This is a genomic window from Bacillus sp. FJAT-29814 (assembly GCF_001510715.1).
GTDB lineage: Bacteria > Bacillota > Bacilli > Bacillales > Cytobacillaceae > Neobacillus.
Genome location: NZ_LMTJ01000010.1, coordinates 65,451 through 90,604, shown reverse-complemented (window position 1 = coordinate 90,604; position 25,154 = coordinate 65,451). Strand labels below are relative to the sequence as shown.

Genomic DNA, 25,154 nt, shown 5'->3' with positions numbered 1-25,154 from the left:
TTTCTTGATTGGCAGTCACGTAGAACCTCTCTACGTGACCAGTTTATCCCTTTTTCTTGATTGGCGGGCACGTAGAACCTCTCTACGTGACCAGTTTCATCTTTTTTCTTCGTTGGCTAATCGGTGATTTTTCACAAGTGGCGGATTGTTTAAATGATTATGTCCAACTGGGGCAGTGATTTGTTCCAATCTTCGGTTGCACACGGTGAAAAAGTAAGCCATACGTTCGGAAGTGTTTTTACGTGGAAAAGCAAAAACCTGTAGAAAAGAGCATACATAAAAATAAAGAAAGAGGCTGTAGGGGTGCACTCCCCCCAACAGCCTCTTCTTCCTTTAAAAAACCTAAACCGTTTCCTCAACCCTCTGAAGCATGGTCCCGGTGGCCGCAAAGCTGGTATGCCAGGAAAAGGCTTTTTCGAGCACATGCGGGGTCTGTCCGCCTCTTGTCAATGCTTCTTGATAGTATTCGCGCAGCTGCTGGCGGTACATCGGATGGACACAGCGTTCGATAATCAATTCCACCCGCTGCCTTGGGGCCAGCCCGCGTAGGTCCGCATAGCCCTGTTCAGTCACGATCACATCCACATCATGCTCAGTATGGTCAACGTGCGAAACAAACGGCACGATGCTTGAAATTTTTCCGCCCTTGGCAATTGATTTTGTGACGAAAATCGCCAGCCGTGCATTGCGGGCAAAATCACCCGAGCCGCCAATTCCGTTCATCATCTTCGTCCCCAACACATGGGTCGAATTGACATTGCCGTATATGTCCAGCTCCAAAGCCGTGTTAATAGAGATTAACCCGAGGCGGCGAATAATTTCCGGATGGTTAGAAATCTCTTGCGGCCGCATAACCAAGCGTTCACGGTATTTTTCAAAATTCCCGTAAACCTCCTTCATTTTCTCCTCCGACAACGTAATCGAGCAGCAGGACGCAAACTTGACCTTCCCGGCATCCATTAAATCAAACACTGCATCCTGCAATACCTCTGAGTACACCTCAAGGTCGGCAAACTCCGAATCCAAAAGACCGTGCAGCACCGCATTCGCAACCGAGCCAATTCCCGACTGCAGCGGCGCTAATCGTTCCGTCAAACGGCCGGCCTTCACTTCTTCACGCAAAAACTGAATTAAGTGGTTGGCCATGACCACGGTTTCCACATCCGGCGGAACAATCGTTGACGGTGAATCTTGCTGGTTCGTAAACACAATTCCTCTCACCTTCTCAGGATCCACTGGAATCCCCATCGTGCCAATCCTGTCTTTGACCCCCGTTAACGGGATCGGGCCGCGCTCTCCCTGCTTCCCTGGTTCATACAAATCGTGGAGCCCTTCCAGATTGGCTTGGTGGGCCATATTAATTTCAATAATAATTGCCTTGGCGTTTAACGCAAACGACAACGAATTTCCTACAGATGTGGTTGGAATCACCATGCCATCCTCTGTAACTGAATACGCTTCCAAAATGGCAAAATCAACCGGCTCCATGACCCCGGCCCGAACCAATTCCGCTGTATGCGATAAGTGCTGGTCGACAAACAGCATCTCCCCCGAGTTGATTTTGCTACGCATTGTCGGGTCGGCCTGAAACGGCAGCCTTTTCCCAAGAATTCCTGCTTCGGCAAAAAGCTTATCTACGTCGGAGCCCAAAGAAGCCCCCGTAAAAACATTTACCTTGAATGATTCCGTCTCGGCACGCTTTACCAGCGCAAACGGAACCGCTTTCACATCACCGGCACGTGTAAAACCGCTCAACCCCAGCGTCATGCCGTCCTCAATCCATGATGCAGCCTCTTCAGGTGTTACAATACGGTCCAACAGCCGCTCGTCTCTAATACGCCCCAAATTATTTTCCATAAATCATCCCACTCCCCAATGGAATTTTTAAACTAATTTTAACCGATAAAGGTTTTCAGCTTGTAAAATTGGGGATTAATTACGGAAAATTCAGATGAAACAGAAAATCCACAGTCTAAAGCAGCAAGTTTCATCCAATACTAAAATCCCAACAGTCTGCGAAAATAACTGGAATAGGATTGGCTCACCGGCACACGATCGCCATTTTTCATGGTTAAAATAAACGTCGAGTGGGTATCGGGATGAATCTCCTTTATTTGATTCACATTGACAATAAACGAGCGGTGACAGCGGATAAAATCGTCTTTCGGCAGTTGAAACTCAAAATCCTGAAGCGAATATTTATGGGTACCGCTGTGCCCCTCGGCGTAAACATGGGTCTTTTTTTCTTTGGCCTCAAAATAAATAACCTGTGAGAATGGCACAGGGATCCAGCCATCCTGTGTTTTAATCGTCACGACCAATTTGCCACTCGTCAACGCTGGGAAAATCGCGGTCACACAGCCCTCCATCTTCCCTTCATGAAAAAACGGCACCGCCATCCCGTGATAGGGAACACCGAAAACATCGCGGTCAATAAACTCGGACACCTTCTGCTTCGACTGCACTGCCTTAAAAGCAATCGTCCCCACCTTCAACGAATCGCCCGGACGTATCTTCAAATCAATCCGCTTGCTCGGCCGGTAATAGATGTACTCCCGTGTATTCGAAACCGCAATCGAAATCTCCTCAGAAAACAGCTCACTAATTACGTCCAATAACGAAACAACCGTAATACTCTCCATCCAATTCCCGTCCCCTTTAATATTCTAGCCGGTAAATTAGAAACCGTTCATTCTGATTGTGCTCATAAACAAACGGCACCCTCACTTCCTGCACCAATTCAAAGGCAGTGTCCTGTTCCAAAAAATAAACATACTCCTCTGACGGATAATACAAAATCAACTCGACATCCCGCGGAAACTCTTCTACTGACCTCAAAATTCGATTGATGACCTTGCGAAAAACCTGTACCGAAAACGGATTGAAAAAATAAAACACGTTGTCCAATGGGGCAATCGGGTACTCTTCTGCTAAGCAGCAATGGAACACCATCCCCTCACGGCGTTGTTTTGCTTTTCGCCAATAATTTGTCCGATTGACCACCGCCGCCTCAAACCACGTTTCATCCATCTCGATTCCCGTTACCGGAGTATGGAAAAAATAATCGATATAAAAGTTTAGCCTTCCTCTGCCGCAGCCAAAATCTACCACACGGTCACTCTTTTTTAGCTCATAGTTTTTAAACAGTTCTTCCAGCGCACTGTATGGAGTTGGCTCGTAGCGATGATAATGCAGCGACTTGTAAAACCCTTGCTGCTCGCCTCTTGTTTTGATATTCAACAATTTATCATAGTAATATTCCTTCATAAACGGCTCCCAGTCAGGTAAAATAGACATAAATCAACAAAAAACTGCCTACCATCATCAGTTTATCAGATTTGAGACCGTACCTGCAGGAGAAACAAAAATTATGTCGAATTTCTTTTTAAGAATGATTTAATCTAAAGTTGTTCATGCATGAAATCATTCCTTTAAAAACAATGACCAACCATTTCCCAACATCCCTCAGGTTGCAAAGGAGTTGATTTCGACCGTGAAAATCAAAAAAATCCTCAATAACAATGCTGTTGTCGTCATGGACCAAAATGAAGAAAAGATTGCCATCGGCGCCGGCATCGCTTTTCAAAAAAAGAGGCATGATATCGTCAACCCTGCTAAAATTGAAAAGCTGTTTGTTCTTAAGGAAAATGAAAAATTCCATCAGCTGCTCTTGCAAATACCGGAAGAGCATTTTGCCCTTTCTGAACAAATCATCACCTATGCCGAGAAGATGCTAGGAACAAAGTTAAATGACCATATTCATATCTCTCTTACCGACCACTTATCCTTTGCAATCGAACGAGTACGTGATGGGATCCATATCAAAAATAAACTGTTTCAAGAAATTAAACTGTTATATAAAAAGGAATTCGATATCGGTCTTTGGGCCATTAAGCATATAGAAGAACAGACCAAAATAAAAATGCCGGTTGATGAGGCCGCCTATATTGCCCTGCATCTCCATACCGCCAAGCTGCAGGGCGGCGATATGAAGCAAACACTCCGGCAAACAGCCATCCTTGCCAGCATGGTTCAGACAATCCGGGATTTCCTCAACATCCAATTGGATGAGGATGACCTGTCTTATCAGCGTTTGATCACCCATCTTCGCTTTACGATTTCACGAATCGGCACGGCAGAGGGAAATTCCATGGATGATGAAATGCTGAGGATGATTAAAGTAAAATACAGGCAGGCTTTCGCCTGTGCAAAAAAAGTTGCTTCAGAGCTGACGCAAAATTACGGCATCAACCTTCCAGAACATGAACTGGGCTACCTCACTCTTCATATCGAAAGGCTGCGAAAATAATAAAACGCTTGGACCGAATGACAGTCCAAGCGTTTGTTTTTTGTAAAAATTTACTTCTTATGAATTTTTGCCATTTCATCAGCAACAAACTGAACGTTTGTCCCAACGATTACTTGAATGCTTTGTGGGCCAACAACATTGATTCCCGGTACGCCAGTCGATTTAATTTTCTTCTGGTCAACAGCTTTCATGTCTTTGACTTCGACTCTAAGGCGAGTGACACAGTTATCAATCGAGGTAACGTTTGCTCCGCCGCCCAGTCCATCATAAATGGTAGATGCCATTCCAGCAAATTTGTTATTGCCTGTTACTGCTCCAGATTCCACTGCCTCATCATCATCCTCTTCACGACCAGGAGTCATCAGGTTGAATTTTGTAATGATAAAGCGGAACAGGAAGTAATAAATCACGGCAAATACTAAACCTTGAACAAGCAGCATATAAGGGCTATTTGCCAATGGCAATCTTGAGCTCAAGATAAAGTCGACTAAACCTGCACTAAAACCGAAGCCAGCAGTCCAGTGGAACGTTGCTGCGATAAATAAGGAAATACCTGTTAAAATGGCATGAACTAAATAAAGTGCTGGTGCAACAAACATAAATGCGAATTCGATTGGTTCAGTAACCCCTGTAAAGAAGGCAGCAAAACCGGCAGCTAACATTAAAGAAGCCACTTGCTTTTTCTTCTTCGTTTTTGCAGTATGAAGCATGGCTAGACCAGCAGCAGGTAAACCGAACATCATGACTGGGAAGAAGCCTGCCTGATACATACCCGTAACACCTTTTTCACCCTCGCCAGACCAGAAGTTACCGATATCATTAATGCCGGCAACGTCAAACCAGAATACGGAGTTTAAAGCATGGTGAAGCCCGGTTGGAATTAATAGACGGTTGAAGAATCCATATAGTCCGGCACCGACAGCTCCCAATTCAGCGATTCCTTTACCAAATGAAACTAGTCCTGTAAAAATAACCGGCCATACAAAGAATAAGACACCAGAAACAACAATCATGGCAACAGACGTCATAATCGGTACAAGCCGCTTGCCGCTAAAGAACGCCAGTGCATCCGGCAGCTTGACGTTACTGAACCGGTTGTACATGATCGATGCCACAATACCGGAAATAATACCGACGAAAGCGTTTCCGATTTTCCCGAATGCGGGGTCCACTGCTTCTGGTTTAATTCCTTCTAGTAACGCAACTGAACCAGTTGATAGTAAAGTTGTGACAACCAGATAAGCGACCAGACCGCTCAATGCTGAAGATCCATCTTTTTCCTTGGACATCCCCAACGCGACTCCGACCGCAAACAGAATTGGAATATTATCAATAATTGAGGCACCTGCTTTAATTAAAAACGCCGCAAGCGGACTGTCTCCACCCCAACCGGACGGGTCAATCCAATAACCAATCCCCATCAAAATCGCGGCTGCCGGCAATACTGCAACAGGCAGCATCAACGAACGGCCAATTCTTTGAAGATATTTCATCATTTCTTATTACCCCCTAAAATTAAATTAATAGTGCTGTAAAAACCTAATGATGAAAAAAAGATAATACCTGTAATATGGGAATTTCAGCTCACTGTTTGAAAAAAATCACCTCCTTAAAGATTGCTCAGCCCAGCCGTTTAATGCCGGGCTGTTATTTCTTTACGTCTTACTTAATAGTGAGAATCACCGTTTTGCCGGCAACTCCTTCTGTTTCTCCAGTGACCTCATATTGCTTTTTGCTGTCATGGCTGTTGGTGATGACGATTGGCGTGACGGTACTTGAAGCATGCTGACCAATATAGTCCCAATCAACCTCCATTAGTGGCTGGCCGGCAGTGACTTTATCTCCTTCACCTACAAGCGGGTTAAAGCCTTCGCCTTTTAACCCCACCGTTTCCAGCCCAACATGAATGAGGATCTCCGAACCGTCCTCAGCCAAAATTCCAATCGCATGCTTCGTTGGTGCAACCTGAATAATTTTGCCGTCAACCGGCGAATGAATGTCACCGCCGGAAGGCATGACAGCTGCCCCTTCACCTAGCATTTTTTGATTGAATACTGGATCAGGAACTTCTGAAAGCGGAATGATTTTGCCGTTAACCGGTGTATAAAGTTCCAATTCTTTTGCCTTTTTAAAAAAGTTAAACATGCTGATTACTCCCTTACTATGTAATGAAAGGCTATAATATTACTATTTGCCTAATGATTGGATTTTAAAAATCCGATTTTTACAATCAAAAAAGGCATGGAGGTATCATAAAAGGATATAGTAATCCTCCTACTTTACCACCATGCCTGATCGTATCAGTAACATGTGATCGATATGAAATTAATCTAATCGTACCATATGCAAATTGTTTTGTAAACGGTAGCATTTGTAAAACCCTAACTGTTTCCAGCCCATCTTAAGCCCTTAGGGTAATGGTTTTTCAACAATCCGTCCGCCTTCAAACAGTTTGTCGTTCAATTAATTGAACATCGATTTCCTGATGGGTGATTTCTTTTTCGTTAATGGCTTGTAGGAACAGTTTTCTACCTACATCAATAAGGGGTACTTCCATTGTGGTGATATTCATCATTTTGGCAATCGGCTGATTGTCGAAGCCTATTAGAGCCAATTGATCTGGTATAAAAATATTTTCCTGCCGAGCCCGGGTGACAATTCCCGCCGCCACCTGGTCACTGGTTACAAGCAGCGCACTTGGCGGGTCTGCCATTTGGCTGATGCTCCTGATCACACGGTCGCCATCCTCTAAATACAGGCAGCGCTCGAAGACATAATCTGGGTTAAATGGCAGGTTGCATTTTTTCAAAAAATCTCGATACGCCTGCTCACGAAATTTGCTATTCGTTCCGGTTCGGCGGCCGATGCAATACCCGATTTTCCGGTGGCCTTTCCCATATAAATAATCTAACGCCTTCATGAAGCTTTTATAATGGTCGATAAACGTGGCGGAAACGTTCTTTCCGTTTGGGTCCTCACATAAAACAATCGGTCCATAGGGGATATACGCTTCAATGGTGGCCCAATCACAAGCGCGCGAACAGATGATGAGGCCATCAATTTGTTTTTGTTTGAGCATTTGCAGCGCTGCCAGTTCCCTGTTCCGTTCATAGTTCGTCTGGATTAAGACAAGATTGTATTGATTTTTAAACGCCTCACTGGCAATTCCGGTGACAAGTGCCGCAAAATACGGAGAGTCCGAAACAGGCAATACCACCCCAACAAGGAAGGTTTTTCCCTTACTAAGATGAACCGCATTAATATTTGGTTGGTAATTGCTATCCTCAATGGCCTTTAAGACCGATTGCCTTTTTTCTTCTTTCACATATGGGTGATTATTTAAGACCCGTGAAACAGTGGTTACCGACACCCCGGCCATTTTGGCAAGGTCCTTAATGTTTGTCATACGAACACCTTTTCAACCTATTATTAAAGAAATACTAAACCATTTTTTAAAAATTTGCCAGAAAAGGGCTATGAAGCATGGAACACCATCTTGTTTATTTCCTCCATGATCAGCTTTTCTTCACAGTTGGAACCGTCTGCCCAAGTCCATTTTCCATAAAGAATCCATGGCTTCCCCTTTCCCGTCTCCAGTGTAAAAGTGCCAACCCCGCCGACGAATTGGGAATCATAATTGGAATGATTAAATGACACGTGAAGGATTCCTTGATTATTAACAAGACCGATTAACTCCCCATACGTTACCTTGCCGCCGTAATACTTGGCTTGAACAATCGAACCATTCTGTTTGAAAAAAAACATCGTTTCGTTCGTAACATCCCGATGAATGCCAATACTCTTGCATCGAAACACCTTATTATGAAAGTTCACCATCCTCGTCCTCCCCCACTTTGATTTACATAAAGTGTAAATGATGAAATGCGTTTCATATCAAGAAGAAAAAAAAAGACAGCACCTTATGCAGGTCCGCCTTAAGAATATCCTCGACATCATCGAGACTTGACGTATATTTAAAGTGATTTTTTAGGAAACGACACTTGCTTCCGTTTTTAATGCTTTCCCTTCCGCCAGTTCAGGGTGTGCATTCTTGATTACAGATGGTCTTACCATAATTAACACTACTCCAACCAAAAGAGCGGCAGATGAAATTAAAATCCATTGAGCAGGGAATACATCATACAAGAAACCATAGAGAACCATTCCTAGTGGCATTAAGGCCATCGCCATCGTTTCCACAATCGAAAACACCCGGCCTTTATAATCATCAGCAATTTGCTTTTGCATCATGACTTGAATCGGTGTATTTACAATAATCACTAAGGCCCCAAATACAAACATCGCCAGCGTATAGTAGCCAAAGGCACCGTTATATGACAGTTTTATCAGCAGCGGCAAGGCCATCATCCCCATGATTACCCCCATACCGATGATTCCACGCTTGGAAACGACCAGCGGAAACTGCACTTCCTTTCTTATCGAAAAATAGATTGAAAACAGCAGCATCCCAACAGCAAACGCCCCTTGAGTAAACCCGAAATGCTGCGAGGCCATTTTTAATTTTTCAATCAGGACGAAGGAATAGCCGACTTCGAATGCCCCGAACAGGAAATTGATCAGCAGTGAAACCCAAATAATCACCATCAACAGCGGCTGCAGTTTCAAATAACTGACCCCTGCCTTCATGCTTTGCCACATCGATTCTTTTGACTCCCCTTCAGCCGTTTCCTTTCGATTGGCATAAAGATTAAAATTCATCGTCGATTCGAGCAAAACCGCAATAACGGAAGCAATCATATACGTCATCAAGAAGATTGGCATCGAAACGGCGCCATATAACAGGCCGCCAACTGCCGGGCTGGCAATCGATGCAAAGGAAATCGACATTTGATTTAAAGACATTGCCCGCTGCACTCTCGCTTCATCAACGAGCCCTGTTACTGACGAAGTAAAGGTAACGCCTGAAAACATTGAGGTTAACGACAATATGCAGGATGTGGCATAAATCGCGGTCAACGACAAACCGGAGGTTAAACTGACGGCCAATAATCCTCCTATTGCCAAGGTTGTCGCAATCTGAGCAACGATAATAATCCGTTTTCTCGAATATCTATCCACCAAATATCCCGCGAACGGAGCCGCCAGTGTCCGTGGCAGGAGGTTACATATAAGGTTTGTCGCAAAGCTTGTTGCGGACCCCGTTGCCTGTAAAATATAAAAACTAATCGCAAACGCATAAACCTGCGCACCAAATGATGATATTAGCTTACTGATAGTAAACGTCCATAAATGATACGTCGCTTTTTTCAACTTCAAGCCGGCATCCATGAAAATCCCCGCCTTTTTCACAAAAGTTTAATTTAATTAAACAAATCATAACATGAAACATCTTCCGTTTCAAGCAAAAGTTTAATATAATTAAACATATAGCGAGATAATGTTTGTTTTTACGCGGGGTTTTTAGTACCCCTGCCCTTCGAGGAGTGACAAAATCAATGTTAGGTGAACGAATACGAAAAATAAGGAAACAGAAGAAATTGACGCTTGAGGCGCTGGCAGGTGACGAGCTGACAAAAGGAATGCTCAGCCTGATTGAAAACAATAAGGCGAAGCCATCCATGGAGAGCCTCGCTTATATCGCCAAACGGCTGCAGGTCGAAATTTCCGACCTGCTCGACGAAGTAAGTACCATCGAATTAAGAGTAATACTAGAACAAGCTGAAAAGCTATTTAACTCTGAGGATGTAAATGGGAGCGAAAAGCATCAACCGCTGATCGCCCTGATTGAGCCCTATATTGAAAAGCTTACACAAGGGTATGAAGCGGCCAGGTTATTGGACATTTACGCCCGCTGCCTTTACCGTGAAAAAATAACCGGGTGGGATCATTATTTTGACCGTGCCGCCAAAATGTACGATGAGATGAACTTGACAGCAAAACGGGCAAGTGTCGGTATCTTCCGTGCTTTGGTGAAATTTATCGAACATGATTATCAAGCCTCGTTAACCATTCTTCTTCACGAGAGGACTGAACTGGAAAAGAACCATGCTTACATCGACCCGATCACCCGGCTCGATTTGGATTATCATGAGGCAGTGTTGCATTTTGCCGTTGGTGATTCCGAATCAGCCACACGAGTTATGGAAGGTGCGATTCATTTTTCCAAGGAACATCGAATTTTCTACCGGATCGATGATCTATACCGGCTGGCGGCTGCTCAGGCAGAAATGGTACCCGATGACACAAAAAAAGAGCATTATATTATGAAATTAAAGCAATACGGGGAATTTGCCGATGATTTGCAAACAAAGCTTTTTTATCAACTGTTTCAGGTCATGGCACTCATCGGGGACAAGCACGATTATTATAAAGCTCTGGAAATCATTGACCAATTTTTTGAAAATCCAAAAATGGAGGAGCTTTTCGAAGACTGGTTTTTGATTGAAAAAGGGAAGGCCCTATATGGCCTCGGGCAGTATGCCGATGCCCTTGCTTGTTTTGAAAAAGTAGAAATACCGGAGTATGCGCACCACCCATTTGATCTTTCCCTATTTTATGTCTTGGATTCGTACAAGGCCAGGTGCCATTTTGAGTTAGGAAACAGGGAAGAGTCTGAAAAATGGGCTAAAACGGCCGTGGAAAATTTTGAATCGTTGCTTCCGACCCCGCATAAAGATTTCGCTATGGATACCTATAAAAAAATAACAGAAAGTTAGCCGCCTTGGTCCTATCCATGGCGGCTTTTCAACACTACAATCAATCCCTTGTTTTTGATTTAAGTTCCTCAAACCATTCCGTTGTCCGTTCCGGCGTTTTTGCATTGATAAAGATTTTTTTCTTGCCCATTTCTATATAGAGGATCGGAGAAGTCTCTTTTCTGATAAATAACAAACTGCTGCCGTAGTCTTTTACCTTGAAGCGTCCCTTGGCAATCGTGGACATGCCAAATCCGTCCTGTTTGAAGGTGACCTCCGGCATTTCATCAAGCAGCTCCACCTTTGTCACCTCTTGGTACGGCCATTCATCGCCATAAACACCGGTGATTTCAAAGGATTGCCCACGTGCGATTAGTTCATAGTCCTGATAGGCGATATATTCAAGAACACCAAGCGCACCAATGACAACTACAAACAGTGAAGTCGAAATGATATAGCTCCGCTTTCGTTTTTTAGGCACCTCATACTTTGATAGATAAATAAGCCCGCCCATTAGGAACACCAACATAAACCCAAATTGAACCTCAAACGTGTATGCAAATGATGTCCAGTACAAAGGCATTAATAGCACCATGCCAACTGCCGTGGCAATCATCAATTTCCCCGTCCGTTGCGGGAACCCGTTAGCAATCAGCTCCTCCTGTTCTTCCTTAGGCCGGGTCGAAAACCCGGATATCAGCCAATATGCTTCTCTTTGCAACATTGCCCAACCCAGGAGCAAAAACATCAGAATCATGCCCAGCTGGACTAATAAAAGTGTCATCAAACAACGCCCCCTTTACCTTAAAGCCCTTTTACAATCGATGATACAACATGGAGCGAGTCCCATTCTCCTCCCGAGACAGTAATAATTGGATACTTTTTCGGAAACAGCTTTTGGTTAATTTCAAAGATTGATAACCCTTCACGATATAAATGTGCCACTTCCTTGCAGAGGTTCTCGAGATTTTTCAGCTTTTGTATCAGCATCCCTTTCCCATCCTCTATATAGCCAGCATGGCAGCAATACATCGGCCCGAAATCATAAGTGAGCAAAGTTCGGATCGAATCCATAATCACGGGGATTGATTCGCTGTCCATAATCACCTTTGTTTTCGGTGCGACAAATAAATCACCAGAAAACAGGATGCCTGTTTCCTCATTGAGAAAAGAAACATGATCAACGGCATGTCCAGGGGTATAAAGGACCTTCCATTCATAATGACGAGATTGAATTGTCTCTCCTAACTGCTGGGCGGTAAATTTCCTCCGTTTGCCCCAGGTCACCTGCCGATACTTCGGATACGGCCAGTCCTGCTCACAAATATGGATTCCTTTCGGATGGACATAGATTGGTATATCAAGATTTTCCTGAATCCACGGAGCAGTCCCGGAATGGTCCTCGTGACTGTGCGTTAAAGTGACTAAGTCAAAAGATTGTTCTTGATAAAAAGGAATAAGGCTTTCCGCTAAACATTGGGGGCCTGTATCGACCAGCATGCCATCTACCAAAAACGCAAAAACCCTGCCTACTGCCCCTTGGGTTTTCCCCTCGATACACGTAACTTTCCCCTTTGAATACACATCAATCATTGCTCCCCTCCCCCCTCACCTATATTTTACCACCTGAACCATTTTATTGCTTACCCAGCCTTTTAAGCCTTCCGCTCTATCTCCAACAGCTTGGATTTCATCTCTAACCCGCCCCGGAAGCCGGTCAGGGCCCCATTTTTCCCTAACACCCGGTGGCATGGGACGGTAATCATCACCGGATTGGCACCGATGGCTGCACCGACTGCACGTACCGCTGCAGGCCGATTAATTTTGGCAGCAATATCGGAATAAGTCCTCGTCTCTCCAAACGGGATTTCACAAAGCGCCTCCCAAACGGAACGCTGAAATTCTGTTCCACGGTAATCGGACGGAATCGTAAAGCTTGTCCGCTCCCCTTCAAGATACTGTATTAATTCTTCAGCATATGGTCTTAGTTTTTCAGCGTCCTCAATTAGCGGACTTTTAGGCATCCGCTTTTCCACCCAGGCAGCCACCTCTTCAAACGCCTGCCCTTGCGACCCAACGAAACAAAGGCCTTTCTCTGTTGCAGCGAGATATAACTGCCAATCTTTATGCTTCAACAATGACCAATAAACCGGCTGTGCATTCATACTCTTTTCCTCCAATAAAAAACCGTGTTTTCTTTCATTATACAAAAATAGCCGCCCGGCGTCAGGAGCCGGTGCGGCACTTCTTCAAATGTAATCCGAGGGGTCGACAAAATAATTGTAAACCATGTAGATTACGATACAAATGGCTGTTGTCACAAACCCCCAGCCCAGGGTTAATTGGTCGATAATCAAGTAATTGTTGCATAATTGTTCTGGCGAAATAATATAAAGCAGGCCCATTCCAAAATACATAACGATAAACCCAATAAAGATTGAATTTTTCCCAATAGGCTTTAACTTTTCCCAGCTGTCCCTAAGGGCAATTCCAGCCAAAAATGGTAGGCTGATAAATTTAAAGATTTCGACTGCCGGTACCTCCAGCGCTTCATCCATTGTGCGCGGCAATGTCCAGTAAACGACAATAAGGAAAAATAACAAGGCTCCGGGCACGCCGTCCCCATTCCATTTTTCAAAAAAGTTCGGGAATCGGTCTTGAACAAACTTGGCCATCAGCATCCCGGCAATCACCAGTATCGGCATTTGCATATGCATGTGAACAACCATAAACGATTCCATAAAATGAGCAACAGGAGGAACGGCCAGGAAAATAAACAGCAGCAAACCATAAAAGGATTGGTTTAACATTATTCTCCCGCCTCCTGTTTCAAGATCTTGTTGAGCTTGGCTGACGCTTCATCGACTTTTTTGTAATCCATGACCTCGACCAGTTTGCCTTTCGGGTCGACCAAATAAAACGCCGAGTTATGTGCGAAGGTGCCATTATCGTCAGGGATGACAATCACCCCGAACTCCTTCAACAAGGAGTCCAATTCCTTTTGTTTGGGGATTCGCGCCATCCGCCAAGTTTCTCCATCGCTTTTAAAATAATCTTTATATTTATTGAGGGTTTCTGGTGTATCTCTTGCAGGGTCAAAGCTGATACTTAAAAACACGATCTCCTTGCCCAAATACTTAGTTGGCAGCTTTTGATAAACCTGCGACATGTTCCACTCCAATTGCGGGCAAACCGTTGTACACGCTGTATATAAAAATGTAATGAATACATATTTGTTTTCAAATTCAGAAATAGAATATTTTCGACCTATACTATCCTCGAGGGTAACGTCGGGGAACTGCGGTTTCTCATTCATCAATTTATTGACTCTTGCTGTTTCTGCCGTATAGGCGGTGAATCCATCTGTGCCGATAAAAAATAATACAAAACCAAATGCGATAACGAGTATATGTGATATTTTAGTGTGCTTATTGTTGATCATATCGATCACTTCCAACTCTATTTTTTAATAGAAAGAGATAGCCCAACCTATGCGAGCTATCTCTTTTTTCAAAAAAACAATTTTCTTCTTACCAAGTTTTGAAAGGCGGTGAACCTGGAGGTGCATTGACAATCATTTCAGTTAATGGAATAACGTAGGCCATTGATACGATGATCAGCATTACGACAATCCATAATCCCCAGCGCTCAGTCCAGTAAGGCGTTTTCGATGCATTTTCTTCTTCTTCCGCAATTGGGAATTCTGTTTCCCCTTTTGGTGCAAAGAACATCATGTTGAAAACCGCGTACACTTGGAGAATAACCCCTATGATTAACAAGGTTCCGCCAACTGCCAGGGCTATTAAATATGGGTCCCAGCCTAATGCTGTTGCGTGATCCCCATAAGTTGTATAAGAAGTTCTTCGCGGTGAACCAAGTAAACCTACATAGTGCATAGATCCGGCCATAAAGATCATGCCGATTGTCCATACCCATGTTTGGATCACACCTAATTTATTGAGTTTTGGCGTTAATACACGTTTTGAAATATAAGGAACTAACCAATAACTGATTCCGAAGAACGTCAATACTACTGTCATACCCAATGTTAAGTGGAAGTGACCAACGATCCACATTGTGTTGTGAACTACTTGGTCCAATTGGTTTGTGCTTTGAACGATACCGCCTGCACCAGCAGGGATAAACGCAACCATCGCAATGAATGGAGCAAGGAAGCGAACATCTCCCCACGGCATTTTCTTCCACCAACCAACAAGGCCTTTGCCGCCTTGCTTTCTAGAGGTACGCTCGAATACTGCAAACATTGCATAAGCAGTCATCAATGATGGGAAACCGATAGCCAAGCTCATGAATACGTGCATAAATTTGATGCCTTCATCGATACCTGGGTCGATGATTTGATGGTGGAATCCACCGGTAATGTTCATAACAACTAAAGCAATGATGACTACGCGTGTTAACGTATCGCTCCAGCGTTTACCGCCGATTAGTTTTGGAATAACTACATACCAAGCAGAAGTTGCCGATAGGTACCAAATATTAACTAAAGTATGGCCGAAAGCCCAGAATAGTGTACGAGACACCATAACGTTGATTGTATCAACCCAGCGGAATGCCCAAGGAATAATGATCAATACTTCCACAGCTACAGGGATTAAAGCGAAGAATAATAGAACAAATACACCAGTTGCAAAGTAAGAGAAAATCGGAACATGCTGTCCTTTATGATTCTTTCTCCAGTTAGCCACTTGCACAAAGCAGCCTATACAGGCTAACCAGGTACCCAGCGCAACAAACACCAATCCAATATAAAACATCGGGTGTGCTGCCATTGGCGGATAGAAGGTGTACATAACAGATGCTTCATTCAACAGGATTGGAATAACAACCAGTACGGCCCCAATTATTTTTGAAGCAAAACCAGTCCAGACAATCTTTCTTACCTTAGGAAGTAGGCCGCCTAGAGTATGTGACATGCCTGCGTAGAAGTAACCGATAATAAAGAATGCTGTTAACACGAGGATTAAGAGCACGCCGTGTGCAGTTAATACTTGGTAATAGTTAAACCATGATGGCAGTTCGAACAATCCAGCGCGGTTCAGCCCTTGTGCTAATCCTAAAAATCCACCGATGAATAATGCAATAAATGCTACTGATAAATATGCTTTTGAGATTCTAGCATCTTCTTGGCTTATACCAGCAAGCTTATTTACTTTATCTTTAAACATTTGTACTGTTGCTGTTTGCATTCTTTGTCCCCCCTTTATTTAACCGTTATTGTTGTAGACATTAACTGGTGGCCAGCGCCACAATACTCATTACATATAACTAAATATTGGTCGGTTTTATCGAACTTTTGGGTGATTTTTTGAATATGCCCTGGCATAACCATCGCATTGACGTTTGTACCAGCAATTTCAAACCCGTGAACAACGTCCTTAGATGTAAGTGTAAAATGCACTGTTGAACCGGCCGGAACTTCAATATTCGGCGGGTTAAAACTGAATGCTGCTAACGTCATAACTACTTCATACTCATTCTCGCCGATTTTTGTAATGCCCGGCTTATCGAATGGAGCTGTTTGATCTACTTTCTGCGGGTCGATTGTTTCCATGTTGCTTGGCGGTCCCATTTCTAATGCAAATGCCTGATAACCAGTGATAAGCATGAAGATCATAATCATCCCGAAGCTTAACGTAAGCCAAATTTTTTCGTCTTTATGCATTTTTTATCCCCCCTATACTCTCGCCATATATAAACCATAAAGTACAAAATAAGTGAACAGAATGACACCAAACAAAACCCCCAAAGATATCCATGTTCCTTTTAATGGTGCTTCGTGTTTTTCAACCTTTTTTCCCTTAACAGAGCTCATCTCAAAATCCCCCTTTTTCGTTAAGTTCTTTTGTCATTTTTATGATAAATGGGAATCGTTTTCAACGAAGTGAACTGCATCACGCAGGCAGTGTGAGGTAAAACAGCATTACTTTTCTAGGTGAGGTATTTTTGAAATGGATAAAATCAAATTTATCTATAATCGCTATTTTAACGGTGATATTACCTTTTTCACGTTGTTAATCATTATTTTGAAATAAGGAATTTTTTCGTATAGCAAAAATGACAAATCTGTGAACAAAAAAAGACTATCCCTTTTCTGGTAAGGGACAGTCTTGAATTTTATTCGTATTTAATTAAATACAGGCAAGGTTACCAAAATCATTAATACAAATAGAATCGAAACATAATTGACTGAGTAAAGGAAATTGATTTGTGCCCATTTGAGGTCGTTTTTCATAAAAAATCCACTGATCCCTATTATTAACCATCCTAAGTTCATTAGGGTTGCAATGACAACAAAAGCAGTACCGAGTGATCCCAAATAAAATGGCAGCGGCAACAGGCAGGCAATATAAACGACCATTTGCCTTTTTGTCATTTCAAATCCATGCACTACCGGGAGCATTGCCACTTTGGCAGCGCGGTATTCTTCGCACTTTTTCATCGCTATCGCAAATGTATGCGGCATTTGAAAGATAAAGATTATCAAAAAGAGAATGATTGGAACGATATGAAAACCCGGCTCAATCGCGGTCCAGCCAATCATTGGTGTAACAGCGCCAGAAATAGCACCAATGACAGTATTAAGAGTGTATTTTCGTTTCGACCACATGGTATACAGAATGACATAAGTAAACCAGCCAATAAAGGCATAGCCAACAGCTTCCATTCTGGTAAAAAGCAATAGCACAAAACCAAGTGCAGTCAGGACAATTCCTAAAGTTAATACTGATTTTAAAGAAAAATGACCGGTAACAGTTGGCCGATTCTTCGTCCGATCCATTACGGTATCGATATCAACATCGTACCAGTTATTAATGACAAGCGCACCGCCCATCACCAAAGTACTTCCGATTATTGTCAACAGAAAAACATCCCAATAATCCATAAAGGAACTATTGGTAAAGTAAAGCGCCAACCAAAACCCTGTAAAGACGGGTAATACATTAGCAATTAATACAGGGCCTTTAAAAAGTGATTTTATGTCAGCGACTAAACTAGATCGCGTATTTGTAATAGGAGTGCCTTTGCCGTTTTGAGCGGTAAGTATTCCATTTTGACTCAAAGTTCTAACCCCCCCATAAAATGGTTTGGATAATTAATTTCTTTGATTTTATATTAACATACTTTTTAATATACCCCTATTGTAAAAATCGCCAAAAAAAAAGAGCCTCGAACGGCTCATTATGGATTAGAAACACCAAAAATTTTTTCATATAATAATTGGGCATTATTTTTTGTAGGGAATATCCAACAACACCGGCACGGTCTCAAACACAATCCCCTGTTTCTTCAACTCAGGGATAATCTGCCGTAACGATTTGATGGTATTAGTCCGGTCTTCATCCCACTGTGCCCCGTCGTGCATCAGAATAATCGCACCGGGCTGGATGTTGCTGATGACATTATAGGCAATTTGCTCAGGAGGCGACTCGTGCCAATCGAGAGAATCTACCGACCAAGCAACCACCGTATAATTCATCGATTTCATCTTTTCAACCAACCCATTGTTCAAAAAGCCGTATGGTGCGCGAAACAGTTTGGTGCGGTAGCCAATTTGACTAGCCAACTGATTTTCGGTTTGTGTCACCTCTCTTTCTAGCGTCGCGATGTCCCCTTGCTCAACCAAATTAGGATGCCAATATGTATGGTTCCCAATAATGTGACCTTCATCTTGGATTCGCTTCACAATCTCTGGATAGGCTTTAGCCCTTGCTCCCATCAAGAAAAAAGTCGCTTTCACATTTTGCTCTTTTAAAATATCCAAAATTTGCGGCGTAAACCGGGGGTCCGGGCCGTCATCAAATGTTAACGCCACTTTATTTTCAGTTTGCGGACCTCTTGTCACCATCGTTTCCGGGTATCGCTGCTGCAAAATAATAAATGACACTGGGTGCCGCACACGCTCTTTATTTTCTGCTCCCCCTTCCATATTAGGAGGATTTTTTGTTTGAGCATAGGCGGACATACCTCCCAATGACAGCATGAGGATTACCACCGTTAGCCACATCAGTAATTTTCTTCTCATCTATACATCTCCTTATCAATCCAATACACTGTTATTTTTCATAAAAAAGTTTTTCTTTATTCAAAATAATAAGGCCAGCCCCATAATTGGAACTGACCAATTTATAAACTATCGCTTTTTTCTAATGTCTTGCCTTCTCTCCGATACCGCTTCACTAACCATGTTATACATAATTTCGACGCCCTTTTCCGATGCTTCAAAGCTAAAAGCATTGGCCACATCAATCCCAAGGCTGTCCGCTTCTTCGGCAGCGTCTATATTTGCTCCCAAAAAAATAAACTCCCAATTATATTTTTCCTGCTGGTGCTTGATTAATTCTTTCACTTTTTCATAGGTAAATTCCCTGCTGGCATTTTCCATTCCGTCTGTTGTTATAACAAAAATCACCTTTCCCGGCCTGTCTTCCTCCGGTGTTTTCGCCAACCGATAACCTACATCTAGTATCGTTTTACCTACTGCATCCAACAGTGCTGTCATACCTCTCACAAAATAATCCCTCTTGGTGAGCTTCGTCTGTTCTGCCTTTATTCCATTCCAAAGAATTTCATATTGATCATCAAATAAAACAGCTGTGACGAGCGTGTCTCCCTCCATTTGCTTTTGCTTTTCAATAAAACCATTGAAGCCTCCAATTGTATCACTCTCTAGCCCCGCCATCGACCCGCTTCGATCAAGCAAGAAAATAATTTCTGTCAGATTCGTATTCATCTCTATCATCCTTTCGGCTTGTTTATACTATAATAATAGTTAAGTTCATCCATTATTTGGTCGCTTGCTAGGCGACATTTACGGGGGTTTATTATGCTTGACCAAAAACTATTAATAGAGTTGCAGGAATATATTGACCTTCACCTAAATAGGCTTGCTTTTTCCAAGATGGAAGAAAGCATCTCAGATGAACTTCATAATATTGCTTTGGAGGATTTCATAAAAAATAAGCGCCAGCCTGCCTTTAACAAAACCCTGTTTGGTTTTATTGATCAAAAACGTTCCACCGACTCAGACATCTATAAAAAAGCCGGAATTGACCGCCGGCATTTTTCCAAAATTCGCTCCAATCCCGACTATCGTCCAGGAAAAAATACCGTTATTGCCCTAGCACTTGCACTTGAATTGAACAAAAAAGAAACCGACAAGCTGTTGAGTGCTGCGGGTTACTCTTTGTCTGACAGTGATACATTTGATTTAGTGATTCAGTTCTGTTTAGAAAAAAAGATATACGATATTCAGGAGGTCAATCAAGCGCTGGATTATTTCAGTTTGAAGCCGCTAGCGGGGGTAATTGCTTGAAAATTCAGAAATACTTAAGCGTCAGGCGGTACAGTTAAAAGGAATATTAGCACCAAAAGAGTAACATCCCAATCCTGGAATGTTACCTTTTTTAATACACAAACAAATTCCCCCTCAATCTCCGTTCGAATTATTGAAATATAATATCCCTTTGACTATCCCCGATCACTTAGAATTATATTAGTAAAATATTACACATCTTAATATTTCTGATCAAAATTATGTAAATCAAGCATCAAAATCAGTATCTATCTATCTCCTCCTTTATTTCTAAATAATCTAAATAATGAAGAAATATGTTGCGTTTTAATTTTAAGAATAGTAAAATTAGTTTCTACTAACAGGAAAAACTAAAGGAGAAATACCTTAATGGAAAATAAATTGCCTTTTTCAAAATATTTTATCATCGGAGTTATGTTATTTGCTTTGTTTTTTGGCGCTGGAAATTTGATCTTTCCCGCCTCACTCGGCCAAAATGCCGGTTCAAATGTTTGGATTGCTGTGGCAGGATTTTTGATCACTGGAATCGGCCTGCCCTTTTTGGGAATCTTGGCGATGGGCGTTTCCGGAGCCAGCAACCTTCAGGAGCTAGCTAGCCGGGTTCATCCGATTTATGGTGTTGTCTTTACCTCGCTTCTTTATTTAACTATCGGACCTTTTTTTGCAGCGCCACGGACTGGTGCAGTTGCTTTTGATATCGGGATTGCACCATTTTTAAGCGAAGGTGGCGGACAAATCGGGCTGCTGATCTTTTCTTTCCTATTTTTTGCTGTAACCATGTGGCTTTCCTTGAATCCGGCGAAATTGGTTGACCGAATTGGGAAAGTTCTCTCGCCCGCTATCATTATCTTGATTTTCGTTTTATTGGTGATGGTTATTGTAAAACCAATGGGCGAAATTGGGGCACCCCAAGAGGCTTATGCAAATGGAGCGTTTGTGAAGGGTTTTATGGAGGGCTACAATACCATGGACGCACTGGCATCGCTTGTTTTTGGTATCATCGTCATTCAAGCGATACGCGAGATGGGAATAACCTCTACCAGAGGAATCCTTACTGCTTCAGCAAAATCCGGATTCGTGGCGATTATCTTCCTTGGAATCATTTATGTCGGTGTTGCCTATCTGGGAGCATCGAGTACGGTAAGGTTTGGACTTTTCGAAACAGGCGGCCCTGTGCTGGGGGAAACCGCATCGTTTTATTTTGGAACAGCAGGAACCATCATGCTATCCATTATCATTATACTTGCCTGCCTGACAACAAGCATAGGCCTGATTACTTCGTGTGGGGAGTATTTCCATACTCTTGTTCCAAAAATCAGCTATACAATGTGGGTTAGCTTCTTTTCATTGGTTTCATTTATCATTGCCAACTTCGGATTATCGAACATCATTAATTTTTCGATCCCGGTACTGATGCTTCTGTACCCACTGGCCATTGTACTCATGATGCTGACATTTTTATCAAAGGCCTTTAGGCTGTCGCCATTCATTTATGCTATCGGAACCTCCATCACCTTTTTGGTTAGCGTGATCGATGGTTTTAAGTTCCTTTGCCAGCAGCTCGGCTTAGAATATTTCCAATGGCTCGCACCGATCGTTTCTTTCTATGAACGGGTACTGCCGCTTTATGACCAGGGGCTTGGCTGGCTGCTTCCGGCACTAATAGCAATTGCAATTAGTTCGGCCATCATCGGCATGCTGAAATTTTTACGGATTCCCTTAAGGTAAAAGGCATCGTAGGGAACGGAATCGATAAAAATTACAATACTTTATATTTTTAAAAATAAAAAAGGTGTACTCTCTGAAACTTCTAGTCAGAGAGTACACCTTTTTCCTTCTTCTCTTATTTCACCGAAATCCTCACTACATCCTCCAAGTATTTCGTAGTATTATAGCCGTAAATCTCCAGCCATTTTGGAATGACATCCTCTCCAGGGTTATTACTATGCATTCGGATGTTCTGGACCGTAAAGAAATAACGAGGTTGCTCAATTTCCTCAAATGGAAAATGTCTTTCATTTATATCGTATTTTATTCCGTTTTTATCCACGAGGACGCCTTCTTGCTCCATCTCCATTGAACTATTTTCGTTCTCTTCCTCACCCAAAATATTGAAGTTTAGTGACTCAAATGCTCGATTCTCAACTTCACGATCACTTATGACAATATTGGCTGGCTGGCCAATTTCTACCTTTTCAATGGTGATGGTGCTGCCTGCATATTCCAAGGTTTGAGGATATTCCTTAGAGGCATCCAGTTCGACTGTTTTTCTGTCTTCCACTGTTAATTGGGCAGATTTTAATTGAATGTTGACCTTTTTTGGTTTTTTCCCATAAAGCGGATCAAAATATGCTTGAAAAGCAATCCAATTCATGTCTAGCTCTGGATTCATGAAAAAGCTGCCATACCGATCTGCTTTCACTTTTTCATTATTCACTTCCAGATTGTCAAAGTTGATAATATCAATCCGCTTTTCCGGCTGTTCATGATTAATACCAAATTGCAGAATCGTCGCCGTCGGAGCAAGGATTAGTTTATTAAATCGAACGGGGATTCCTTCGATTTCTGTTTCTTCATCCAATGCATATTCGATAGCGGGCTGCTTAGTTACAGGAATCTCAAAATTCCACTCTCCTGTTTTAAAGTCGATGTTCTCGTAAGGATTAATACCTTTTTGATTTGAATTAGAAATCAATTTCTGCAACCTTGTGATTTGAAGTTTAATTGTCCCTTTATCCGATGTGAGTGGCATCAGACTCATCTTACCTTGATACACATTCTTTTTGCCCTTATTTAGATTCGACTCCAGGTCTGGTGGATAATACCTTGGAAACATTTCACGGCTCATGATTTCATGCTCGTTCTCCACAAAGACTCCATCATTATAATTCATGACATATTGATTGTCTGCAGCTGTATCTTCTATTTCATAAAAAATAAGCGTCTGAACATGATCAGCAATTGCGCTCTTAATCTTAATTTTCACTCCATCGCTTTCTGCTTCTAGGTCTAGTCTCTCACCAATGTCCTGTTGCAGAAAGGCGCGCAATTCCTGATCTTCTTCTGTCCATGTATAGTAGAGGTTGGAAAAGGAACCCGCAATAACTTCTATACCTATTAGTAATGCAATAACACCCGCAAAAACAATCCCCGTTCGTTTACGTTTCTTGAACTTCAGTTGTCTCTGCCTTTCCTTTTCTGCCAGCCTTGCTTTGACGTTTTTCATGAAATCAGATGGCACATGGAAATTCGCCATCTTTTCTGGAAAACTTGACATGGTTAGCATGACCTCCTGTAAGGAAGCCAAATCCTCCTGACAGTGCTGGCAATGATAAATATGTATCTCTAATGCAACCTTTTTCGATCTCTCTAAGGTTCCTTCCAAGTAATTAATGTAATACCCACGATACTCCCTACACCCATTAAAAGTTGGGTCGTACCCCATTTCTTTTCTAAGTGTCTGGATTCCAGAAAACAAAAGCACTTTCATCTCTTCCATTGAAACTTTTAGAAGCTGCGCAGCATCCTCCTGAGATAACCCCTTTATATATGTAAGGGCCATTGCTTCCTTCACATGCTCTTCCAATTGATCGAGTGCTTTAAATAAATCCTTATGTTGTTCGCTTTCCTCTAAAGCTTGTAAACTTCTATCCTCATGAAGCTCATGGCAGGTATTTATAAAAATTGACGTTACCCACGTTTCGAATGATGTTACATTTTTAAATCGGGGAAACTCCTTGTAAACTTTTAAAATGGTCTGGTAAAAAAGCTCTTCCATTTGCCGCTGGCTCCTAAAATAGGACCACCCCAAAGCATAGAACGATTCTTTGTGCTGATCGAACCAATCGACGATGGATTCTATGCCTTTTTCTCTTATCGTCGTGATTGAAATGGGATCTATTTTTGCTGGGATCATTAATAATTTGTCCCCCCTCTAACATTCTCTTTATACCAATAATATAGTGAGAGGAAGTGGTTGACAATAAGTGGTCCAAAAGCGGGTATTTTATTTTGAATTTGCAACAATTTTCTTGCATGCTTCAATTAAAATGATGGCATCCATTCCGTAAGTAACAGAATCATACCCCTGTTCGTATCGTGACTTGATGTCGGCTTCGGAACCAGCATAAATGAAGGAAAATTTATTCACTTTTTTACATGCATCCAATACCCTTTGAATAGCTCCTTTTACTTCTTCATCATCAAATTGGCCTGGTTTACCTAATGCAGTAGATAAATCATAAGGTCCAATGAAAATTCCATCAACACCATCCAAAGCAACGATTTCTTCAATACTGTCTAAACATCCTCGTGTTTCACATTGCGGAATGATTAACGTTTCATTGTTGCTTACCTCAAAGTAGTGATCTAACCCTTGCTGTGCATATTCTGCATACCAGAAGCTGCTCCCGCTTGTTGGTGCTATACCGCGTTCTCCGAGTGGAAAATACTTTCCGAATTTGATGATGTCTTTTACTTCATCAACTGATTGTACATTTGGAATAATTAATCCCATGGCACCAACATCAAGCATTTTAAGAATTGAGTTACGTTCCCCATCCTTTACCCGAACCAATGGAGTAATGTCTGCCAATTTAGCTGCACGTGCCAAGGTTTGTACACTTTCTACATCGAATGGCCCATGTTCAGTATCGATTAAAACATAATCAAATCCCGCATAGCCCAAAGCTTCAACTGCTGTAGCACTTCCAATTTGATGGATAGTACCTAACGTTTTCTCACCGTTTAACATTTTTTCCTTCAGTTTGTTTTTCAATTTTATTGCCCCTTTCAAAATATTAAATTGATTGTTAGTTTTTTACATTCTTCACTCATAACATAAAAGGAAAAC

The 25,154-nt window shown here is 42.2% G+C and carries 25 protein-coding genes; 4 read left to right on the top strand and 21 right to left on the bottom strand.

Annotated elements, in window-relative coordinates; genetic code table 11:
- Positions 1 to 342: 342 nt before the first annotated feature.
- The 3 genes from AR334_RS24045 to AR334_RS24035 form a co-directional block, all read right to left on the bottom strand.
- Positions 343 to 1,857 (bottom strand): acetyl-CoA hydrolase/transferase family protein, encoded by a 1,515-nt coding sequence (locus tag AR334_RS24045; protein ID WP_066319712.1) that lies wholly within the window; start codon positions 1,855 to 1,857, stop codon positions 343 to 345.
- Positions 1,858 to 1,997: 140 nt separating this feature from the next.
- On the bottom strand, positions 1,998 to 2,642 hold the full coding sequence (locus AR334_RS24040) for a LytTR family DNA-binding domain-containing protein (protein ID WP_066319709.1): 645 nt from the start codon (positions 2,640 to 2,642) through the stop codon (positions 1,998 to 2,000).
- A 16-nt stretch (positions 2,643 to 2,658) separates the two neighbouring features.
- Positions 2,659 to 3,267, bottom strand: a complete 609-nt coding sequence (locus tag AR334_RS24035) for a class I SAM-dependent methyltransferase (protein WP_066319706.1) — start codon at positions 3,265 to 3,267, stop codon at positions 2,659 to 2,661.
- Positions 3,268 to 3,493: 226 nt separating this feature from the next.
- Between AR334_RS24035 and AR334_RS24030 the strand changes: the two genes are divergently transcribed.
- A complete protein-coding gene (locus AR334_RS24030; protein ID WP_066319704.1) occupies positions 3,494 to 4,309 on the top strand; it encodes a PRD domain-containing protein in 816 nt (271 codons plus the stop codon).
- A 50-nt stretch (positions 4,310 to 4,359) separates the two neighbouring features.
- On the opposite strand, the gene nagE is transcribed toward AR334_RS24030, so the two are convergent.
- The 5 genes from nagE to AR334_RS24005 form a co-directional block, all read right to left on the bottom strand.
- A complete protein-coding gene (gene nagE / locus AR334_RS24025; protein WP_066319702.1) occupies positions 4,360 to 5,805 on the bottom strand; it encodes an N-acetylglucosamine-specific PTS transporter subunit IIBC in 1,446 nt (481 codons plus the stop codon).
- Between the two features lie 166 nt (positions 5,806 to 5,971).
- A complete protein-coding gene (locus AR334_RS24020; RefSeq protein ID WP_066319700.1) occupies positions 5,972 to 6,454 on the bottom strand; it encodes a PTS glucose transporter subunit IIA in 483 nt (160 codons plus the stop codon).
- Between the two features lie 298 nt (positions 6,455 to 6,752).
- Entirely contained in the window at positions 6,753 to 7,715 is a 963-nt protein-coding gene (locus tag AR334_RS24015) for a LacI family DNA-binding transcriptional regulator (protein WP_066319698.1), read from the bottom strand.
- A 68-nt stretch (positions 7,716 to 7,783) separates the two neighbouring features.
- Entirely contained in the window at positions 7,784 to 8,146 is a 363-nt protein-coding gene (locus AR334_RS24010; protein ID WP_066319696.1) for a hypothetical protein, read from the bottom strand.
- 150 nt (positions 8,147 to 8,296) lie between these two features.
- Complete coding sequence (locus AR334_RS24005; protein WP_066319692.1) at positions 8,297 to 9,598, bottom strand: MFS transporter; 1,302 nt, start codon at positions 9,596 to 9,598, stop codon at positions 8,297 to 8,299.
- Between the two features lie 167 nt (positions 9,599 to 9,765).
- On the opposite strand from AR334_RS24005, the gene AR334_RS24000 reads away from it, so the two are divergent.
- Entirely contained in the window at positions 9,766 to 10,986 is a 1,221-nt protein-coding gene (locus AR334_RS24000) for a helix-turn-helix transcriptional regulator (RefSeq protein WP_066319689.1), read from the top strand.
- Between the two features lie 40 nt (positions 10,987 to 11,026).
- Here AR334_RS24000 and AR334_RS23995 read toward each other — a convergent pair whose 3' ends face one another.
- The 11 genes from AR334_RS23995 to AR334_RS23950 all read right to left on the bottom strand — a co-directional run bounded on the left by AR334_RS23995 (position 11,027) and on the right by AR334_RS23950 (position 19,720).
- Positions 11,027 to 11,749 carry a DUF3784 domain-containing protein gene (locus AR334_RS23995; protein ID WP_253701358.1) on the bottom strand — a complete coding sequence of 241 codons (723 nt, stop codon included), beginning with the start codon at positions 11,747 to 11,749 and terminating at the stop codon, positions 11,027 to 11,029.
- Positions 11,750 to 11,769: 20 nt separating this feature from the next.
- Positions 11,770 to 12,558, bottom strand: a complete 789-nt coding sequence (locus tag AR334_RS23990) for an MBL fold metallo-hydrolase (protein ID WP_066319684.1) — start codon at positions 12,556 to 12,558, stop codon at positions 11,770 to 11,772.
- A gap of 62 nt (positions 12,559 to 12,620) precedes the next feature.
- Positions 12,621 to 13,130 carry a methylated-DNA--[protein]-cysteine S-methyltransferase gene (locus tag AR334_RS23985; protein ID WP_066319681.1) on the bottom strand — a complete coding sequence of 170 codons (510 nt, stop codon included), beginning with the start codon at positions 13,128 to 13,130 and terminating at the stop codon, positions 12,621 to 12,623.
- A gap of 84 nt (positions 13,131 to 13,214) precedes the next feature.
- On the bottom strand, positions 13,215 to 13,775 hold the full coding sequence (locus AR334_RS23980; RefSeq protein WP_066319671.1) for a hypothetical protein: 561 nt from the start codon (positions 13,773 to 13,775) through the stop codon (positions 13,215 to 13,217).
- Positions 13,775 to 14,407, bottom strand: a complete 633-nt coding sequence (locus tag AR334_RS23975) for an SCO family protein (RefSeq protein ID WP_066319668.1) — start codon at positions 14,405 to 14,407, stop codon at positions 13,775 to 13,777. The genes AR334_RS23980 and AR334_RS23975 overlap by 1 nt, the downstream gene beginning before the upstream one ends.
- Before the next feature lie 88 nt (positions 14,408 to 14,495).
- Complete coding sequence (locus tag AR334_RS23970; RefSeq protein ID WP_066319659.1) at positions 14,496 to 16,175, bottom strand: cbb3-type cytochrome c oxidase subunit I; 1,680 nt, start codon at positions 16,173 to 16,175, stop codon at positions 14,496 to 14,498.
- A 14-nt stretch (positions 16,176 to 16,189) separates the two neighbouring features.
- A complete protein-coding gene (locus tag AR334_RS23965; protein ID WP_066319658.1) occupies positions 16,190 to 16,651 on the bottom strand; it encodes a cytochrome c oxidase subunit II in 462 nt (153 codons plus the stop codon).
- A 12-nt stretch (positions 16,652 to 16,663) separates the two neighbouring features.
- Positions 16,664 to 16,801, bottom strand: a complete 138-nt coding sequence (locus AR334_RS29705) for a hypothetical protein (RefSeq protein ID WP_156431382.1) — start codon at positions 16,799 to 16,801, stop codon at positions 16,664 to 16,666.
- Between the two features lie 312 nt (positions 16,802 to 17,113).
- Complete coding sequence (gene cyoE, locus AR334_RS23960) at positions 17,114 to 18,049, bottom strand: heme o synthase (protein ID WP_066319657.1); 936 nt, start codon at positions 18,047 to 18,049, stop codon at positions 17,114 to 17,116.
- Positions 18,050 to 18,214: 165 nt separating this feature from the next.
- Positions 18,215 to 19,012, bottom strand: a complete 798-nt coding sequence (locus AR334_RS23955; RefSeq protein WP_066319650.1) for a polysaccharide deacetylase family protein — start codon at positions 19,010 to 19,012, stop codon at positions 18,215 to 18,217.
- A gap of 108 nt (positions 19,013 to 19,120) precedes the next feature.
- The gene (locus AR334_RS23950) at positions 19,121 to 19,720 is read right to left on the bottom strand and encodes a vWA domain-containing protein (protein WP_066319643.1); all 600 of its coding nucleotides are present in this window, start codon (positions 19,718 to 19,720) and stop codon (positions 19,121 to 19,123) included.
- Between the two features lie 93 nt (positions 19,721 to 19,813).
- On the opposite strand from AR334_RS23950, the gene AR334_RS23945 reads away from it, so the two are divergent.
- Both AR334_RS23945 and brnQ read left to right on the top strand, forming a co-directional pair.
- Positions 19,814 to 20,302 carry a hypothetical protein gene (locus AR334_RS23945; protein ID WP_066319638.1) on the top strand — a complete coding sequence of 163 codons (489 nt, stop codon included), beginning with the start codon at positions 19,814 to 19,816 and terminating at the stop codon, positions 20,300 to 20,302.
- Between the two features lie 369 nt (positions 20,303 to 20,671).
- Complete coding sequence (gene brnQ / locus AR334_RS23940; RefSeq protein WP_066319635.1) at positions 20,672 to 22,030, top strand: branched-chain amino acid transport system II carrier protein; 1,359 nt, start codon at positions 20,672 to 20,674, stop codon at positions 22,028 to 22,030.
- Between the two features lie 115 nt (positions 22,031 to 22,145).
- Here the strand turns inward: brnQ and AR334_RS23935 are convergent, their stop codons facing one another.
- Both AR334_RS23935 and AR334_RS23930 read right to left on the bottom strand, forming a co-directional pair.
- Positions 22,146 to 24,218, bottom strand: coding sequence for a sigma-70 family RNA polymerase sigma factor (locus AR334_RS23935; RefSeq protein ID WP_066319624.1), 2,073 nt, complete (start codon positions 24,216 to 24,218; stop codon positions 22,146 to 22,148).
- Positions 24,219 to 24,308: 90 nt separating this feature from the next.
- On the bottom strand, positions 24,309 to 25,079 hold the full coding sequence (locus AR334_RS23930) for an HpcH/HpaI aldolase/citrate lyase family protein (protein WP_066319615.1): 771 nt from the start codon (positions 25,077 to 25,079) through the stop codon (positions 24,309 to 24,311).
- Positions 25,080 to 25,154 lie beyond the last annotated feature (75 nt).

What these genes read in the sequence shown, in the direction of transcription:
- AR334_RS24045 (WP_066319712.1), bottom strand. Translation starts at nt 1,857, where the DNA reads ATGGAAAATAATTTGGGGCGTATTAGAGACGAGCGGCTGTTGGACCGT.
- AR334_RS24040 (WP_066319709.1), bottom strand. Translation starts at nt 2,642, where the DNA reads ATGGAGAGTATTACGGTTGTTTCGTTATTGGACGTAATTAGTGAGCTG.
- AR334_RS24035 (WP_066319706.1), bottom strand. Translation starts at nt 3,267, where the DNA reads ATGAAGGAATATTACTATGATAAATTGTTGAATATCAAAACAAGAGGC.
- nagE (WP_066319702.1), bottom strand. Translation starts at nt 5,805, where the DNA reads ATGATGAAATATCTTCAAAGAATTGGCCGTTCGTTGATGCTGCCTGTT.
- AR334_RS24020 (WP_066319700.1), bottom strand. Translation starts at nt 6,454, where the DNA reads ATGTTTAACTTTTTTAAAAAGGCAAAAGAATTGGAACTTTATACACCG.
- AR334_RS24015 (WP_066319698.1), bottom strand. Translation starts at nt 7,715, where the DNA reads ATGACAAACATTAAGGACCTTGCCAAAATGGCCGGGGTGTCGGTAACC.
- AR334_RS24010 (WP_066319696.1), bottom strand. Translation starts at nt 8,146, where the DNA reads ATGGTGAACTTTCATAATAAGGTGTTTCGATGCAAGAGTATTGGCATT.
- AR334_RS24005 (WP_066319692.1), bottom strand. Translation starts at nt 9,598, where the DNA reads ATGGATGCCGGCTTGAAGTTGAAAAAAGCGACGTATCATTTATGGACG.
- AR334_RS24000 (WP_066319689.1), top strand. Translation starts at nt 9,766, where the DNA reads ATGTTAGGTGAACGAATACGAAAAATAAGGAAACAGAAGAAATTGACG.
- AR334_RS23995 (WP_253701358.1), bottom strand. Translation starts at nt 11,749, where the DNA reads ATGACACTTTTATTAGTCCAGCTGGGCATGATTCTGATGTTTTTGCTC.
- AR334_RS23990 (WP_066319684.1), bottom strand. Translation starts at nt 12,558, where the DNA reads ATGATTGATGTGTATTCAAAGGGGAAAGTTACGTGTATCGAGGGGAAA.
- AR334_RS23985 (WP_066319681.1), bottom strand. Translation starts at nt 13,130, where the DNA reads ATGAATGCACAGCCGGTTTATTGGTCATTGTTGAAGCATAAAGATTGG.
- AR334_RS23980 (WP_066319671.1), bottom strand. Translation starts at nt 13,775, where the DNA reads ATGTTAAACCAATCCTTTTATGGTTTGCTGCTGTTTATTTTCCTGGCC.
- AR334_RS23975 (WP_066319668.1), bottom strand. Translation starts at nt 14,407, where the DNA reads ATGATCAACAATAAGCACACTAAAATATCACATATACTCGTTATCGCA.
- AR334_RS23970 (WP_066319659.1), bottom strand. Translation starts at nt 16,175, where the DNA reads ATGCAAACAGCAACAGTACAAATGTTTAAAGATAAAGTAAATAAGCTT.
- AR334_RS23965 (WP_066319658.1), bottom strand. Translation starts at nt 16,651, where the DNA reads ATGCATAAAGACGAAAAAATTTGGCTTACGTTAAGCTTCGGGATGATT.
- AR334_RS29705 (WP_156431382.1), bottom strand. Translation starts at nt 16,801, where the DNA reads ATGAGCTCTGTTAAGGGAAAAAAGGTTGAAAAACACGAAGCACCATTA.
- AR334_RS23955 (WP_066319650.1), bottom strand. Translation starts at nt 19,012, where the DNA reads ATGAGAAGAAAATTACTGATGTGGCTAACGGTGGTAATCCTCATGCTG.
- AR334_RS23950 (WP_066319643.1), bottom strand. Translation starts at nt 19,720, where the DNA reads ATGAATACGAATCTGACAGAAATTATTTTCTTGCTTGATCGAAGCGGG.
- AR334_RS23945 (WP_066319638.1), top strand. Translation starts at nt 19,814, where the DNA reads ATGCTTGACCAAAAACTATTAATAGAGTTGCAGGAATATATTGACCTT.
- brnQ (WP_066319635.1), top strand. Translation starts at nt 20,672, where the DNA reads ATGGAAAATAAATTGCCTTTTTCAAAATATTTTATCATCGGAGTTATG.
- AR334_RS23935 (WP_066319624.1), bottom strand. Translation starts at nt 24,218, where the DNA reads ATGATCCCAGCAAAAATAGATCCCATTTCAATCACGACGATAAGAGAA.